19 protein-coding genes are annotated in these 14947 nt (G+C 70.6%); 5 read left to right on the top strand and 14 right to left on the bottom strand.

Features of this window, described 5'->3' with window-relative positions; all coding sequences use genetic code 11:
- Window positions 1-168: 168 nt before the first annotated feature.
- Complete coding sequence (locus OHB01_RS31585) at window positions 169-1395, bottom strand: cytochrome P450 (RefSeq protein WP_328854400.1); 1227 nt, start codon at window positions 1393-1395, stop codon at window positions 169-171.
- Between the two features lie 119 nt (window positions 1396-1514).
- Between OHB01_RS31585 and OHB01_RS31590 the strand changes: the two genes are divergently transcribed.
- Both OHB01_RS31590 and OHB01_RS31595 read left to right on the top strand, forming a co-directional pair.
- Window positions 1515-1709 carry a ferredoxin gene (locus tag OHB01_RS31590; RefSeq protein WP_147944161.1) on the top strand — a complete coding sequence of 65 codons (195 nt, stop codon included), beginning with the start codon at window positions 1515-1517 and terminating at the stop codon, window positions 1707-1709.
- A gap of 172 nt (window positions 1710-1881) precedes the next feature.
- Window positions 1882-2646, top strand: coding sequence for an enoyl-CoA hydratase/isomerase family protein (locus OHB01_RS31595; protein ID WP_328854401.1), 765 nt, complete (start codon window positions 1882-1884; stop codon window positions 2644-2646).
- Window positions 2647-2702: 56 nt separating this feature from the next.
- Here the strand turns inward: OHB01_RS31595 and OHB01_RS31600 are convergent, their stop codons facing one another.
- The 6 genes from OHB01_RS31600 to OHB01_RS31625 all read right to left on the bottom strand — a co-directional run bounded on the left by OHB01_RS31600 (window position 2703) and on the right by OHB01_RS31625 (window position 7870).
- Window positions 2703-3485, bottom strand: coding sequence for an ABC transporter ATP-binding protein (locus tag OHB01_RS31600; protein ID WP_147944163.1), 783 nt, complete (start codon window positions 3483-3485; stop codon window positions 2703-2705).
- A 1-nt stretch (window position 3486) separates the two neighbouring features.
- Complete coding sequence (locus tag OHB01_RS31605) at window positions 3487-4443, bottom strand: branched-chain amino acid ABC transporter permease (protein ID WP_147944164.1); 957 nt, start codon at window positions 4441-4443, stop codon at window positions 3487-3489.
- Window positions 4440-5330, bottom strand: a complete 891-nt coding sequence (locus OHB01_RS31610; RefSeq protein ID WP_147944165.1) for a branched-chain amino acid ABC transporter permease — start codon at window positions 5328-5330, stop codon at window positions 4440-4442. Before OHB01_RS31610 ends, OHB01_RS31605 begins: the two co-directional genes overlap by 4 nt.
- A gap of 93 nt (window positions 5331-5423) precedes the next feature.
- Window positions 5424-6608, bottom strand: coding sequence for an ABC transporter substrate-binding protein (locus OHB01_RS31615; protein ID WP_147944166.1), 1185 nt, complete (start codon window positions 6606-6608; stop codon window positions 5424-5426).
- An 88-nt stretch (window positions 6609-6696) separates the two neighbouring features.
- Window positions 6697-7572, bottom strand: coding sequence for a creatininase family protein (locus OHB01_RS31620; protein ID WP_328854402.1), 876 nt, complete (start codon window positions 7570-7572; stop codon window positions 6697-6699).
- A gap of 142 nt (window positions 7573-7714) precedes the next feature.
- Window positions 7715-7870 (bottom strand): hypothetical protein, encoded by a 156-nt coding sequence (locus OHB01_RS31625; RefSeq protein WP_222709607.1) that lies wholly within the window; start codon window positions 7868-7870, stop codon window positions 7715-7717.
- 254 nt (window positions 7871-8124) lie between these two features.
- Here OHB01_RS31625 and OHB01_RS31630 point away from each other — a divergent pair, with 254 nt between their 5' ends.
- The 3 genes from OHB01_RS31630 to OHB01_RS31640 all read left to right on the top strand — a co-directional run bounded on the left by OHB01_RS31630 (window position 8125) and on the right by OHB01_RS31640 (window position 8850).
- Window positions 8125-8292, top strand: a complete 168-nt coding sequence (locus tag OHB01_RS31630) for an FAD-binding protein (RefSeq protein WP_187280718.1) — start codon at window positions 8125-8127, stop codon at window positions 8290-8292.
- A gap of 100 nt (window positions 8293-8392) precedes the next feature.
- Window positions 8393-8707 (top strand): FAD-binding protein, encoded by a 315-nt coding sequence (locus OHB01_RS31635; RefSeq protein ID WP_222709608.1) that lies wholly within the window; start codon window positions 8393-8395, stop codon window positions 8705-8707.
- A complete protein-coding gene (locus tag OHB01_RS31640; protein WP_328854403.1) occupies window positions 8704-8850 on the top strand; it encodes a hypothetical protein in 147 nt (48 codons plus the stop codon). Before OHB01_RS31635 ends, OHB01_RS31640 begins: the two co-directional genes overlap by 4 nt.
- A 73-nt stretch (window positions 8851-8923) precedes the next feature.
- On the opposite strand, the gene OHB01_RS31645 is transcribed toward OHB01_RS31640, so the two are convergent.
- From OHB01_RS31645 to OHB01_RS31675, 7 genes are all read right to left on the bottom strand, one after another.
- Window positions 8924-9406, bottom strand: a complete 483-nt coding sequence (locus OHB01_RS31645) for a nuclear transport factor 2 family protein (protein ID WP_328854404.1) — start codon at window positions 9404-9406, stop codon at window positions 8924-8926.
- A 7-nt stretch (window positions 9407-9413) separates the two neighbouring features.
- A complete protein-coding gene (locus OHB01_RS31650; RefSeq protein WP_147944214.1) occupies window positions 9414-9938 on the bottom strand; it encodes a pyridoxamine 5'-phosphate oxidase family protein in 525 nt (174 codons plus the stop codon).
- A 74-nt stretch (window positions 9939-10012) separates the two neighbouring features.
- Window positions 10013-10735: an ABC transporter ATP-binding protein gene (locus OHB01_RS31655; RefSeq protein ID WP_147944169.1), complete on the bottom strand. Its 723-nt coding sequence runs from the start codon at window positions 10733-10735 to the stop codon at window positions 10013-10015.
- Window positions 10728-11474 (bottom strand): ABC transporter ATP-binding protein, encoded by a 747-nt coding sequence (locus OHB01_RS31660; RefSeq protein ID WP_147944170.1) that lies wholly within the window; start codon window positions 11472-11474, stop codon window positions 10728-10730. Before OHB01_RS31660 ends, OHB01_RS31655 begins: the two co-directional genes overlap by 8 nt.
- A gap of 11 nt (window positions 11475-11485) precedes the next feature.
- Complete coding sequence (locus OHB01_RS31665; RefSeq protein WP_147944171.1) at window positions 11486-12415, bottom strand: branched-chain amino acid ABC transporter permease; 930 nt, start codon at window positions 12413-12415, stop codon at window positions 11486-11488.
- The gene (locus tag OHB01_RS31670; RefSeq protein WP_328854405.1) at window positions 12412-13302 is read right to left on the bottom strand and encodes a branched-chain amino acid ABC transporter permease; all 891 of its coding nucleotides are present in this window, start codon (window positions 13300-13302) and stop codon (window positions 12412-12414) included. Before OHB01_RS31670 ends, OHB01_RS31665 begins: the two co-directional genes overlap by 4 nt.
- Window positions 13303-13725: 423 nt before the next feature.
- Window positions 13726-14928, bottom strand: a complete 1203-nt coding sequence (locus OHB01_RS31675) for an ABC transporter substrate-binding protein (RefSeq protein ID WP_147944173.1) — start codon at window positions 14926-14928, stop codon at window positions 13726-13728.
- Window positions 14929-14947 lie beyond the last annotated feature (19 nt).

A 14947-nucleotide genomic window follows, 5' to 3' on the forward strand; every position in this document is an offset into this window, starting at 1 on the left:
GGGCGTCCCGGCGGGTGGCGGGCGGCGGGGCGACGCGGGGACGACCGCCGGACCGTGCGCCGAAACGGCCCCGGGCGCCGCCTCCGGCGCAGGGTGACGCCCGGGTGCGATAGCGTCGCCTCGGTGTCCGAATTCGCTGGTCAGCCGCTGTCGAGGAGCGCCCCCGTGTCACTTGGCCTGGTCGTCCCGGGGCAGCCGGCGCGGGCCGGGGGTGAAGCGCGCCGGGATCTTGTGGAAGCCGATGTTGACACCCTGGCGGGCGTAACGGACCAGCCCGTCGAGATCGATCGTGTAGTCGGGCATCCGCTCCAGGATCTGGCCGATGAGGCTCTTGGCCATGGCCCGCCCCAGGTGAGAGCCGGCGCAGCGGTGCTGCCCGATGCCGAAGGCGGTGTGCCGATTGGGCCAGCGGTCGATGTTCAGCTCGTCGGGGTCGTCGAAGCCGGCCTTCTCGTCCCGGTTGGCCGAGGCCCACGAGAGCAGCACCCGGTCGCCCGCCTTCATCGGGCAGCCCTTGAACTCGACGTCCTTGGTGACCGTACGGGCCAGCGCCTGCGTGGGCGAGAAGTAGCGCAGGAACTCCTCGATCGCGCGGTCGAGCAGGCTCGGGTCGTCGATGAGGCGCTGGCGGACGTCCTGGTGCTGGTAGAGCCACACGAGGGTCTGCCCCACGAGAGAGGCGGTGGTGCCGACGCCCCCCGAGATCAGCAGGTCGACGATCGAGAAGACCTCGTCGTCGGTGAGCGGCCTGCCGTCGACCTCCTGCCGCACCAGGAAACTGATCGCGTCGTCGGCGGGGTTTTGCCGCCGCTCGGTGATGACGTCGGCCATCTGCTTGTGGAGATAGGGAAGGTCCACCTCGACCGCCCGCCGATACTCCGGGCTGTCGGTGAAGGCCGCGAGGGTGGCGCGGTGCGCCGAGGAATAGCGCTCCCACTCGTCGACCGGAAGCCCCAGCCAGTCGATCGTCACGATGGAGGGAACACCGATGATCTCGGCGAAGTCGCACTCGCCGGTCTCTATGACACGGTCGATGAACCACCTCGTGTAGTGCTCGATCATGTCGAGCATCCGGCCTACCGCGGCGGGAGCCGTGAGCATGTTGACGAGCTTGCGATACTTGCGGAAGTCCGGAGGGTCGATCTCGATCGGGATGTGCAGGACCATCGGCGTCTTCGGGATGACCACGCTCAGCCCCTCCCCGCCGTGGGGCGAACGCGCCGACGAGAAGGTGTAGTCGTCGCGGGCCGCCTCGAACACGCTCTCATAGTCGGACAGCACCCAGTAGCCGCCGTGTGCCTCCGTCCAGGCGACAGGGTGCGTGGCGCGCAGCGCTCGGTAGGCGCCGACGGGGTCGGCCGCGTGCTCAGGGGAGTTGTGGTCGAAATGAACCACCGGGCATCGGCTCATCAGATGCACTCTTCCTTTCGAAGGCTTCCGGCATATGGTAATCATGGTTATACTGAATTCGGATGTCAATAACCCAGCGCCGATTGCGGCCACGAGGAGGAGCCATGCGGGTGTCCGTCGACCTGAACGTCTGCCAGGGGCACGGGGTCTGCTACATGACCAACCCGGAGATCTTCCAGCCACGGGAGGAGGACGGTCAGGCGCTTGTCGTCATCGATGAGATCCCCGCCGACCTTCAGGACGCCGCGGTCCTCGCTCAGCAGAGCTGCCCCGAGCGCGCCATCAGCGTCACGGAATGAGCCATCGCCCCGAAGCCGCCCAGCCGACGTACGGACAGGCACCCGGCACGCCGTCCGTGGCCGGCACCGTGGCCGCCACCGTGGCCGCCACCGTGGCCGGCCGCGCCGACGACGGTGGGCGCGGGCACGCGGGGCCGCTCCCATCCCTCCTTGTTCCTGTGAGGCAGTTGCTGTGACAAGCGTCAAGACAGAGGTCGTCGGCTCCGCCTTGTGGATCCGGTTGAACAGGCCCGAGCGGCGGAACGCGTACGACGAGGCGATGGCCCGCGAGATCGCCGAGATCCTGGACGATGCCGCCGCCTACCGGGCGGTGGTGGTGACCGGCGAAGGCGGGAGCTTCTGCGCCGGCGGCGCGCTGAGCAACCTCAGCCGGCCGACGAAGAGCGAGATGCGTCGACTGTACAGCGCCTCACTGAAGCTGTTCGACGCGGTGCGTGGTTGCCCGCGTCCGGTGATCGCGGCGGTCAACGGCCCCGCGGCCGGCGGCGGCAACGAGCTTATCGTCGCGTGCGACCTGGCCGTGGCCGGGCGCTCGGCCACGTTCGGCCAGACCGGCCCGCGCGTCGGCAGCGCACCGGTGACCGGGGCGACGAACGTCATGGGCGTCCAGATCGGCGAGAAGCGCGCCAAGGAGCTGTCGCTGCTGTGCCGCCGCTACTCCGCCGAGCAGGCGCTCGACATGGGCCTGGTCAACGCGGTCGTGGACGACGACCAGGTCGAGGCGACCGCCCGCGCGTGGTGTGAGGAGCTCGCCGCGCTCAGCCCCCGCTACCTCGAGATCGCGAAGATCAGCTCGAACATCTGGTGGAACGCCGCGCGCGACTCCTTCAGCAACGGCGTGGGCATGCTCATCCAGGCCATCGGCAGTGAGGACATGATCGAGGGCGCCACGGCCTTCCTCGAAAAGCGCAAGCCGACGTTCGCCGCCCCCGAGTAGCGTCCGGTCACGTGCGGGCCCCCGGCGAACGCTCCGCCGGGGGCCCGCACGTCTTCTCACGCCTGCGCGTGCCCGCGGCCGTGCCGGCTGCCGAGGTACGCCTCCTGCACCGCCGGGTGGCGGACCACGGCCCGCGGCTCGCCTTCCGCGATCAGCTTGCCCGTGGTCATCGCGAAAAGATGATCGCAGGTGTCCACCATCATCTGAACGTCGTGCTCGATGATGAGCTGGGTCAGCCCCTCGGCCTGGAGCCCGCGCATCAATGCCGAGATGTCCTCGCGCTCCTGCCGGTTCATGCCCGCCGTGGGCTCGTCGAGGAGCAGCAGGCGGGGGTTCATCGCGATCGCCCGGGCGATCTCCACCCGCCGCTGCATGCCGTACGAGAGCTCGGTGGGGCGCAGGCTCTGCACCTTCGTGAGCCCGATGCGCTCGATGGCCTGGTCGACCCGTTCCGCGACGGCCCGGCGGGCGGCGCGGCCCCTGATGAGGTGGTCGTCCGTGGCGAGCAGCACGTTCTCCCGCACGGTGCGGTCCTCCAGGAGCCGTACGGTCTGGAAGGTGCGCGCGATGCCGCGCCCGGCCATCGCCCTGGGCGGCTCGTGATGGTACGGCTCGCCGCCGAACAGCAGCTCGCCGCGGGTCAGCCGGACCAGCCGCGTGACGGCGGCGAGCATCGTGCTCTTGCCCGATCCGTTCGGGCCGAGCACCCCGAAGATTTTGCCGGCGGTGAGCGAGAACGACAGCCCGTCGACCGCCTTGACCCCTCCGAAGTGCACGGCCAGGTCGCGGACCTCGAGGACCGGGACCTCCGGTTTCGTCGTCGCGTGGACGGCGGTCATGTCAGCGGCCCTCCCCGGGTACGGCGAGTTCGTCGAACTCACGACCTGTTACGGCGCCGGGGCCCGCGCCCGGCCCGCCCGCGCCCTGCTCACCGTCGGCCGCACCGCCGCGGCGCCCGCTGCGCAGCCTGCGAAAGAGGCCGGTGGCGAGGCCGAGCACGCCGCCCGGCAGATAGAGGGCGGCCAGGACCACGACGACGCCGTAGACGACGGTCTCCCACTCCCCCACGAAGTCCAGCGCCTTCGGCAGCCACACGAAGATCACCGCGCCGATGAGGGCACCGGCCCAGGATCGGAACCCGCCGACGACGATCACGGTCAGCGCGAGGACGACGAGCTGGAAGTTGACCTCCGCCGGGGTGATGCTGGAGCGCAGCAGGATCGTGAGCGCGCCGGACAGGCCGCCCACCAGCCCGCTCACCAGGAAGGACATCCGGCGGTAGCGGGACACGTCGACGCCCATCGCCGCGGCGAGCTCGGGGTCCTCGCGCACCGCGTCGATCCGCCGCCCCAGGCCGCCCGTCTCCGAGAGGGCGAAGACCACGACGACCACCAGGGTGACGGCGAGGATGCTCCCCGTGGTGAGATCGCCGAGCGCGCCGAACAGGCCGGCCGCCCCGCCGGTGAGGCTCCCGCCGTTCACCGCCAGGATGGCGATGATGAGGGTGAAGGCGATGGTCGCCATGCCCAGATACAGCCCGTTCAGTCGCTGGATCAGCAGCCCGAGCAGGCAGCCGGCCACGCCGGCGAGGAGCGTTCCCACCGCGATCGACGGCCAGGTCGGCATCTCCAGCCGGGTCATGCAGATGGCGGCCGCGTAGCCGCCGATGCCGTAGCAGCCGACACCGGCGAAGGAGAAGACCCCGACCCGCAGCGGAAGCTGGATGCTCAGAGCCAGCAGGAAGGTGGTCATCGTGCTCTGGACGAGCACAATGTTGGCCATGTACCAGTCGCTCATGTGCGCCGCACCTCCCGGCGGCCGAACAGCCCCTGCGGCCGGACCAGCAGCATGAGGAAGATCAGTCCGAAGGAGACCGCGTCCGCCCAGGTGCCCCAGTTGTTGACGATCACGAACGTCTCCGCGATGGCGATGAAGTACGCGCCCGCGATGACACCGGCCTGGCTGCCGAGCCCGCCGAGCACGATGGCGGCGAACGCCTTGATCAGCAGAACGTCGCCGGTCTCCGCGGAGATCGCACCGAGCTGGTAGGTCAGCAGCGCCCCGGCCAGACCGGCCAGCGCCCCCGCCACGGCCATCGTGCCCAGGGCGAGAGAGGTGCGGTTCGCGCCCATGAGGGAGGCCGTCTCGGGGTCCACGCCGATGGAGCGCAGGGCGAGCCCGCGCTTGGACGCCTTGAGCCACCAGGCCAGCCCGATGCCCAGCCCGAGCCCGACGACGATGACGACCAGCGCCATCGTGGTCAGGCGCAGCCCGCCGACCTGGTAGACCTGCGCCTGCTCGGCCGCCGAGCCGAATCCGAACGGCGCGCCGTTGGTGAGGCGCTGGGCGATCGCCAGGGGGATGACCGCCACGCCGATGCCCGCGATCAGGATCTGCATCTCCGCGGCCCGGGGATTGCGCGCTCGCCCGAGGATCGACTGGAAGACCAGCGCCTGCACCAGGCAGGAGATGAGCGCGCCGACGGCCGCGGCGAGCACGACGATCAGCGGCGCCGGCAGGGCGACGCGGTCCGCCACGAGATGCGCGGCGAAGGCCGAGAACATGAACGTCGCGCCGTGCGCGAAGTTGAGGACGCCGATGGTGCCCCAGGCGAGCGCCATTCCCAGCGCGAACAGCAAGTAGATGGAGCCGAGCACGACCGCGTTGAACACGTCCTGCAGCACGGCACCTTCCTTTCTTCCGGACGCCGGTCCACTGTGCTCATGGCCGGCGCGCATGGGCTGCCGGCCAGGAGCATCGGTGGCCGAACTCGCCGATCACGGAGTGGTGGTCACGACCTTCTCGGCCTCGCCATCCCATTCGACGAGTACGCCGGGGACGCGCATGTCGTTGCCGTCGAAGCCGAGCCGTCCCATGGCGCCCTCGAAGCCCTCCGCGGCGACCTTGGCCAAGCCCTGCTGGATCCCGTCACGGGTGGCCGATCCGGACGCCTTGATGGCCCGGGCGAGCCACCACGCCGCGTCGTATCCCTCGGCCGCGTACTGGTCGGGGAGCGCGTTGAACTTGGCCTGGAAGTTCTTGATGAACTCCGCCGCCTTGCCCTGGCTCTGCGCGGGCGAGAAGTCGGTCGGGTAGACGACCCCCTTGCCGTACTCCCCCGCGCTCTTGAGGTTGCCGCCGCCCTGCACCGAGGTGCCGAGGACCAGGCCGTCGTATCCTGCCTGCCGCAGCTGCTTCAGCGCGGTCACCGACTGCGGGGCGGTGAGGAAGAACAGCGCCGCATCCGGCTTCTTCTCCGCGATCAGCCGCGTCGGCGAGGTGAAGTCCTGCGTCGTGGCCTGTACGGCGGTGCTGGAGACGACGGTGAGGCCGCTCTTGCCCGCGAGGTCCGGCATCGTCTTCTCCGCGAGCTGGGCGAAGGTCGGGAACGTGGCGTTGTAGAGGACGGTGACATTCTTCAGGCCCTTGGCCGCCAGATATTCGGTGGCGAGGTGGTAGTAGGTGTCCATCGGGGACGTGGCACGGAAGGTGTACTTGCCGATCACGACGCCGTCGGAGCCGGCCTGGGTGAACACGATCGGCGTCCTGCTGCGCTCGGCGACCGGGGCCACCGCCGCCGCCTGCTGGCCCGCGGCGGGCCCGAGAATGGCCGCGACGCCGCTGTCGGCGATCGCGCTGGTGACCTCGCTGGACGCCGTCTCGATGCTGTTGGCGCTGTCCTTCTCGGTGACCGTGATCTTCACGCCTTCGCCGAGGAAGTTGCTGTTGTTGATCTCCTCCACCGCGAGCTGCGTGCCCTTCACCGCGCCCAGACCGGCGTAGGCGACCGGCCCGGTGGTGTCGCGGACGCCGACGAGCTTGATCTCGGCCGGCAGCTTTCCCTCCCCCGCCGACTCAGCCGCCGTGTTCTCGCCGCCGCTTCCGCAGGCGGCCGCCACCAGCGACAGTCCGGCGATCATCGTGATGCCCGCGCCGCGAGCCCATCTGAGCCGAAGTGACATCGGTCGCTCCAAGTATGCAAATGATAAGCATGAATTGGTTTTCCCAAGATAGGTTTGCGCCGGGCCGATGTCCAGGCTTGCGCGGGTGTTACTTCCGCGTGACATGCGGGCGGACGCCCGGCCGGTGAGGCACGGGGGCCGCGTCGCCGTCCGCCTCCAGCAGACGTCCGGTGTGGCACACGCGCCCGCTCCGGATGCGGGCCGCCAGGTCGCCGGCGATCCGACCGAGCAACCGGCGGCCGTCCTCGGCGGTGGCCGTCGCGTGGTTACCGAGGACGGCGACGTCTCCGGACGAGCGCCGGGACATCGGCCGGGCCTCGACCGGGCTCACCAGGCCGGGGGCGAGGTGCAGCATGAGCGAGGTCGTGACGTGACCGGCGGGCAGGTCGCCGTTCTCGGCCGTACAGGGCACCCAGGCCGCGTCGCGCCCTTCGTGCCGCGACTGCACGACCGCGGCTGCGACCGCGTCCAGGTTGCCGTCGCAGCCATTGATGATCACGGTTCGCCCGGCCCAGCGTGACAGCGACCGGATCAGCTCCACCAGCAGAAGCTGGAGCGTGTCGGTCCCGATGGACATGACGCCCGGGAAGTTCGCGCGAGCGTCCCCGTCGGAGCCGGGACGCGCGCCGAGGTGGTCGTCCCCCGCACCGTACGCGATGGCGGGCGCCACGACCACGGATTCCTCCGGGCACACCCGGCGCAGGCGGGCGGCCGTGGCCCGTGCCACCGCCGTCGAGATCACCGTGTCGGTCTGCGGCGGCAGGCACGTGCCGGACCGCCCCGTCGATCCGAGCGGGACCAGGACGGTCGGCGCGTGCGGCGACGCGGGCCACGCCACGGCCGCGAGGCATTGTTCGTCCACCCCGCCCGCATGGGCGGCCAGATCACAAGCGGGCGCGATCCCGCCCCCGGCGTTCTCCTCGACAGCCCCGGCGTGCGGCGAGGCGCCATTGCCACTTCCCATCGTTTCCCGCCTCCTTACCCCCACTCCCATCTTATATAATCATTATTATAGTTTGCGAACACGCCGCTCGAAGGATAGAGCGAAGGAGAGCAGTGCGCGCCGGGCGGGAGCCCGGCAGCGCGTAACGGCACCCACCGAGCTTTCAGGCGTACTCCGCGGGGGCGGGCAGCCCCCTGGCCGGCCAGCCGCCGTCCAAGGGCAGCGTGACGCCGTCGAGGTCGACCCCGACCACGGGATGCCCCTCCTCGGCGAATCGCGCGGCGATCGCCCGGCCGATGCCCCGCGCCGCACCGGTCACGACGACTCACGGCTCCGGCTGCTCTCCATCGCGCCGGCCTCTCTCCTCTTCCCATAACCAAAGTAATCATTACCATAGTTAGGGGTCCTCCCGAGAGAAGAGATGCACGTGGAAGCAGCCATCGGCGCGCGGCCTCCCGCCGCCCTCCACACCTCCCACACGGACGCTCCGGCTCACCGGACCCCGGCGTCGCCTCCCTCCGATCGCCGGCGGTGGAGGGGGCGCGCGGCTGAACACGCGTTTTCGATGTGATCGTGCTCGGCACCGGCGCGGCGAGGCTCATCGCCGCGCTCGCCGCCGCCGAGTCCGGCGCCTCGGTCGGTTTGTACGAAAAGAGCCGGTTGATCGGCGGCACCACCTGCCTGTCGAGCGGCGTCGCCTGGATCCCCGTGAACCCGTACGCCGCGGCCGCGAGCTGGTGATCAGCGACGGCGCGGTGACCGGCGTACGGTTCGAGGGCGGGGACGGCGAGTTCGAGGTCGGCGCGGACCGGGCGGTCATCCTCGCCACCGGCGGCTTCGAATGGGACCGCGTGACCTGGTCCGCGACTTCCTGCGCGGCCCGATCGACACACCCGCAGGCGTGCCCGCCAACACCGGCGACGGGCTGCGGATGGCGATGAAGGCCGGCGCGATGCTCGGCAACATGCGCGAGGCGTGGTGGGTGCCCGTCGTCGAGCTTCCGGGCCAGCGGAACTACGGCGAGCAGGCGGTCAGCCTCGTGCTGCGCGAGCGGACGCTGCCGCGGTCCATCATGGTCAACCGCACCGGCCGCCGCTTCGCCAACGAGGCCGCCAACTACAACGCGCTCGGCGGCTCGGCGTCGACGGCGCCGTGATCCCCGGCCTGTTCGCCGCGGGCAACGCGATGGCGGGCGTCACCGGCATGGTCTACGGCGGCGCGGGCGGCACCCTCGGGCCCGCCCTGGTCTTCGGCTACCGCGCGGGCCGCGCCGCCGCCCGCGCCTCACGCGGCGCCTGACAGCGCGCCCCCCTGACCGCCACCGCCGGTGGAGCGGCTTCCGCGTCCGCCGGCGGGGCATACGTCCCGTGGCTCAGGCGGGGGCGGCCCCGGTCCACTCCCGGGTCCCGCCGACGGCGGCCACCCGCTCGACCATGATCCGCTTGTGCGCGAACCGCAGCTCACCGCCCACCTCGCGCAGCGAGTCGGAGTATCGGCCGATCACGAAGCGGGTGCCGTCCGGGTCGAACATCACCGCCTGGAAGTACGCCTCGGCACGGACCAGGCCGCCGTCCTCCGGATAGGCCCGCACGTTGGTGATCATGTGCTTGCTGCCCAGCGTCGGCGAGTCGCGGAAGGCCCGGTAGACGTCGAGAAAGGGCTCCCTGCCGGTGTGCGTGCCGTCGACGCGCGTGATCGCCACATCGTCGGCGATCAGCTCGCCGAGCGCGTCCACGTCGCCCTCGTCCACCGCCCGAGCGTAGGCGTACAGCAACTGCGCCACACGGGCCGACAGGTCGGGGTCCGCCACGGCGCGGAATCCGCCGCCGTCCGTCGTCACGGTCTGGTTCTCCACTGTCCGATCACTCCTTGGAATCGGCCCGTCCGGCGGAGCCCGAACCGCCGCGGCCGTCGCCCGGCATCTTGCGCGAGTCATGGCTGACGGCGATCTTCACCGGATGCACCTCGAAGATCACCCGGTTGGGACTGTCCAGCAGCCGGACCATCGCGGCGGGATCGCCGGGCGCCAGCTTCGCCGCCAGGCGCGGCAGCATCCGCCGCTTGGTCTCCTCGTCGTCCCGCCGCAGGGCGATGCCGCGTACGGCCAGCATGCGGCGGCCGGGGAGCGTGGTCCCCGAGTTGGAGACGACGAGCGTCACCCGCGGGTCTCTGCCGATCGCCTCGGCGTGCGCGCGTCCCCGCACCGCGGTCAGCCAGAAACGGCCCTCCTCGTACAGGAAGCTCATGACGACCCCGGCGGGCCAGCCCTCCGCGGCGGTGAAGACGAAGGTGCACTCGCTCTGCGCGGTCAGCAGCTCATGCCGGCCGTCGGCGTCGAGCCGCAGTGACCGCAGGTCTTCTATGTCGTCGATGCCCACCCGGCCCATACGCGTGTGCGCTCCTTCCAGTTCGGTCACGGTACGGCGAGGCCGGGGCATGCCCTCGCCCTCGCCGTACCGGATCAGCTCTCCGAGACCAGCGCCGCCTCGCCGAGGAAGGCGCGCAGGACCGATGAATTGGAGCGGGCGTCCTTGGCCGTGCCGCTGAAGACGACCTCGCCGCGGGCGACGACGGCGACGTCATCGGCGACCTCCAGGCCGGCTTCGGCGTTCTGCTCGACCATCAGCACCCCGATGCCCGAGTCGGCCATGGCGCGGATGCTGCCGAGCACCGTGTCGACCATGGTCGGGGCCAGGCCCATCGACGGCTCGTCCAGCATCATGATCTTCGGCTTGGCCATGAGGGCCCGGCCGAAGGCGAGCATCTGCTGCTCGCCGCCGGACAGGAGCCCGGCGGCCCCGTCCTGGCGCTCCTTGAGCACCGGGAACATCTCGAAGACGCGGTCCAGGATGGCGCCGGTCTCCCCGCGGGCCGTGGTGTAGCCGCCCATCCGGAGGTTCTCCATGACGGTCAACGGGGCGAAGACGCGGCGGCCCTCGGGCACCAGGACCAGCCCGCGCTTGACGATCTTGTGTGCCGGCAGGCCCGTGATCGTCTCCCCGTCCAGGACGACGGAGCCCGAGTCGGGCTTGTGCAGGCCGGCGGCCGACCGCAGCGTGGTCGTCTTGCCCGCTCCGTTGGCGCCGAGGACCAAGGTGACCTTGCCCGGCTCCGCCGACAGCGTCATGCCGCGCACCGCGGTGACCTTGCCGTAGCTGACGTGCAGGTCCCGGATCTCAAACATGCTGGCTCCACCGCTTTCCCAGGTACGCCTCGCGCACCGCCGGCTCCCGTACGACGCCCGCCGGATCACCCTGCGCGATCAGCTTGCCGAAGTTCATCGCGAACAGGTGGTCGCAGGTGTCGACCATCATCTGGACGTCGTGCTCGACGATCAGCTGTGTCAGGCCCTCCTTCTGCAGCTCGCGCATCAGGGCCGAGACCTCCTGCCGCTCCGACTGGTTCATGCCGGCCGTGGGCTCGTCGAGCAGCAGCAGCCTCGGCCGGGCGACGATCGCGCGGGCGATCTCCACCCGCCGCTGCACGCCGTACGAGAGCTCGCCGGGCCGGTGCCGCTCCAGGCCGTTCAGCCCCGTGCGCTCGATGGCCTCGCGCACGCCGTCCGCGCCGCCCCGCCCGCCGGCCCGGTCGGCGCCGAGCCGGATGTTCTCCTCGACGGTCAGGCCGGGCAGCAGCCGTACGGTCTGGAACGTTCGGGCGACGCCGCGCCGCGCGACCCGTGCGGCCGGGAGGGTGTGGTATTCCTCCCCGTCCAGGAGGAGCGCGCCGGCCGTCAGCTCCACGAACCGGGTGATCGCCGCCAGCAGGGTGCTCTTGCCGGAGCCGTTGGGGCCCAGAATCCCGAAGATCTTGCCCTCGGTGAGCTCGATGGACAGGCCGTCCACGGCCTTCACTCCCCCGAAGTGGACGGCGGCGTCCCTCACCTGGAGCAGCGGGGCGCCACTCGCCCGATTCCCCGTCATCGGCTCGCCTGTCATGCGGGCGTCCCCTCCGCTCGCGGGGACGCCGTCCTGCGGTCCCCGTCATCCGGTCCGGCGTCCCCCGGTCCGGCCGCCCTGCGGGAACGCTGCCAGGAACGGTAGGCGTCGGTGACGACACCGATCAGACCGCCCGGCACCCAGATGGCCGCGAGCGCCACGATCACGCCGTAGATCACCTTCTGGAACTGGCCGGAGAACTCCAGCACGCTGGGCAGCCAGGTGAAGATCACCGCACCGATGAACGCCCCGGCCCAGGAGCGCGACCCGCCCACGATGATCATCGTGAGGGCGAGGGTCACCAAGGAGAAGCCGATGTCGGTGGGGGCGATGGTGGTGCGCAGCAGCACGTTGAACCCGCCGGCGCAGGCGCCGAGCAGCGCACTGATCACGAAGGCGAGCTGCCGGTAGTAGCGGACCTCCACGCCCATCGCGGCGGCGAGCTCGGGGTCCTCGCGCACCGCCTCCACCCGGCGGCCGAACCGGCCGCGCTCGCTGAGCGCGAGCAGCACGACGACGACCAGCGAGGTCAGCGCCACGTGCACGGTGCCCACGTCCGAGATCGCGCCGAACAGGCCGCTGGGGCCGCCGGTCAGCTCGCCTCCGTTGGCCACGACCACCGTGACGATCAGGTCGAACGCGATGGTGGCCATGCCGAGGTAGAGGCCGCCGAGCCGGCTGAGGACCAGCGCGAGCAGATAGCCCGTCACCGCGGCCAGCAGCATGCCCGCGCCCATGGCGAGCGGTGCCGGCCAGCCGAGGCGGATGACGATGATCGCCGTGGTGTACGCGCCGACGCCGTAACAGCCGACCCCCGCGAAGGAGAAGACGCCGAAGCGGATGGGCACCTGCAGGCTCAGGGCGGTGAGCAGTCCGACGAACGTGGACTGGATCAGGATGATGTTGCTGTCGTACCAGGCCGTCATGTCCGGCGCACCTCTTTGCGGCCGAAGAGCCCCTCGCTCTTGAACAGGAGGACGGCGAGGATCACGCCGAACGAGACCGCGTCCACCCACAGGCCGGAGGTCTGGGTCAGCACGATCGTCTCGGCGAGGGCCAGCACGTAGGACCCGACGACGACCCCCGCCATGCTGCCGACGCCGCCGAGGATCACCGCGGCGAACGCCTTGATCAGCAAGGTGTCGCCGCTGTCCGGCGTGATCGCGCCGAGATGGTAGGTGAGCATCACCCCGGCGAACCCGGCCAGGGCTCCGGCGACGGCCATGCTGCCCAGTCCGAGCACCCGCCGGTTGACGCCCATCAGCGAGGCCGTCTCCGGGTCGACGCCGAGCGACCGCAGCGCCAGGCCGGACCGCGACATGCGCAGCCAGGCGATCACGGCGACCGCGATGAGCAAGGCCGCGGCGACCACCAGGATCTGGGTGTTGGTGATCCGGAAGCCCAGCAGGACGTAGGTCTTCGTCGCGTAGCTGGACGCGGAGAAGCCGAAGGGGTTGCTGCCGGTCTCCTCCTCGGCGACGGCCAGCGGGATCGCGGCGACGCCGATGCCGCCGATGAGGATCTGCATCTCCCCGCTGCGCAGGTCCTTGGCGCGCTGCAGGATCGGCTGGAAGGCCAGCACCTGGACCGCCACCGAGAGCGCCGCGCCCACCAGGGCGCCGATCACGATCAACGCGAGCATGGGGAGCCGCACCTGCTCGACGATGACGTAGGACGCGAAGGCGGCGAACATGAAGATCGCGCCGTGGGCGAAGTTGAGGATGCCGATGGTGCCCCAGACGAGGCTCATCCCGAGTGCGAAGAGCAGATAGATCGACCCGAGCGACAGGGCGTTGATCAGATCTTGGAGCACGGGGATTCACCCCGTTTCGCGCTGTCGCAGCGTCGCACGTGCGCCTCTCAGGCCTTGGAGGGGAGCAGGATTTCCCCGGCGCCGTCCCACTGGACCGGCACGCCGGGAGGCCGCAGGCCGCGGTTCTCGAAGGTCAGCGTGCCGAGCGCCCTCGAAGCCCTCGACGGCCACGGCGTCCAGGCCGGCGAGCGTGGTGTCCCCCAGAAGAGCGAGCCCTCTCCTGCGTGTCAACGCGATCCCTTCTCGATTCACCCGGACCTCCAGGGCCGTTCTATGTTTATGATTATGATTATTAGGCGGTAGGGTATGTGTTCTGGCAGGTCGTGTCCAGGGTTCGCGGAAGACCGGATTCCAGATGGGTCACCCGCGCGGTGCCGGAGGGGGCGGGCGGCGAGCCGGGCGGAGTCCGCCGCCCGCTCCCGGTCAGGAGGCCGAGCCGGCGAGCACCTCCTCCGTGCCGTTCCACTCGACCACCGTTCCGGTGAGGCGCATGTCCCGGCCCTCGAACGCGATCTTGCCCATAGCTCCGTCGAAGCCCTGGGCGGCCACCGCGTCGAGACCCTTCTTGATGGCGTCGCGCGACGCGCCGCCCGCCTCCTTGACGGCCCTGGCCAGCCACCAGACCGAGTCGTAGCCCTCGGCCGCGTAGTTCAGCGGCTCCTCGCCGTACTTCGCCTTGTAGAGCTCGACGAACTTCCGCGACGACTCGCCCGGCTGGTCCGGGTGGAAGTCCGTCGGCCAGGCCATCCCGGCGCCGTCCTCGCCGGCCGGCTTGAGGTTCCCCGCACCGGCGGCCGTGTTGCCGAGGACCGGCCCCTCGAACCCGGCCTGCCGCAGCTGCCGCATCCCCGTCGGGTTCTGCCCGCCGACCAGCAGCAACGCGACCGCGTCCGGCTTGGTCTTCAGCACCTGGGAGATGGGCGCGGAGAAGTCCTGGGTCGTCATCTGCACGGCCACGCTCGCGGTGACCTTGTATCCGACCTGCTCACCGATCGAAGGCAGCACCTTCTCGGCGACCTCCTTGAGCGTGGGCAGCGACGTGTTGTAGACGACGCCGAGAGACCTGATGTTCTTGGACTTGATGTAGTCGCCGATCACCGGGTAGTAGCTCGTCATCGGCGGAGTGGCCCGGAAGGTGTACTCACCGATGACGACGCCTTCGCTGCCCGATTGCGTGTAGATGATCGGCATCTTTCCGCGCTCGGCGATCGGCGAGGCGGCCGCGGCCTGGTCGCTCGCCACCGGCCCGAGGATCGCGGCGTACTTCTGGTCCTGGATCGCCGCCGTGACCATGCTGGCGGCGGTCTGCGCCTTGCCCGCCGGGTCGCGGTTCTCCACGACCAGCTTCGTGTCGCCCAGGAACCTCTCGTTGTTGATCTGCTCGACGGCGAGGTCGATGCCCTTCAGCGTGGACAGGCCGGTGAAGGCGACCGCCCCGGTCTCGTCCTTGATCGCCATGACCGTTATCTCGGACGGCAGCCCGCCGTTCGCCGCCGCGCCGCCGTTCGCCGCGGCGCCGTCGTCCGCCGTGCCGCCACCGCCGCACGCCGCCAGGATGAGCACGCCGGCGACCGCCAGTGCCGCCGGAACGCCCCGCCGCAACGAGGCGCGCCTGGGTCCGCCCATCTTTCCTCCTGAAGCTCAT

The sequence above is a fragment of the Microbispora hainanensis genome (assembly GCF_036186745.1).
Taxonomy (GTDB): domain Bacteria; phylum Actinomycetota; class Actinomycetes; order Streptosporangiales; family Streptosporangiaceae; genus Microbispora.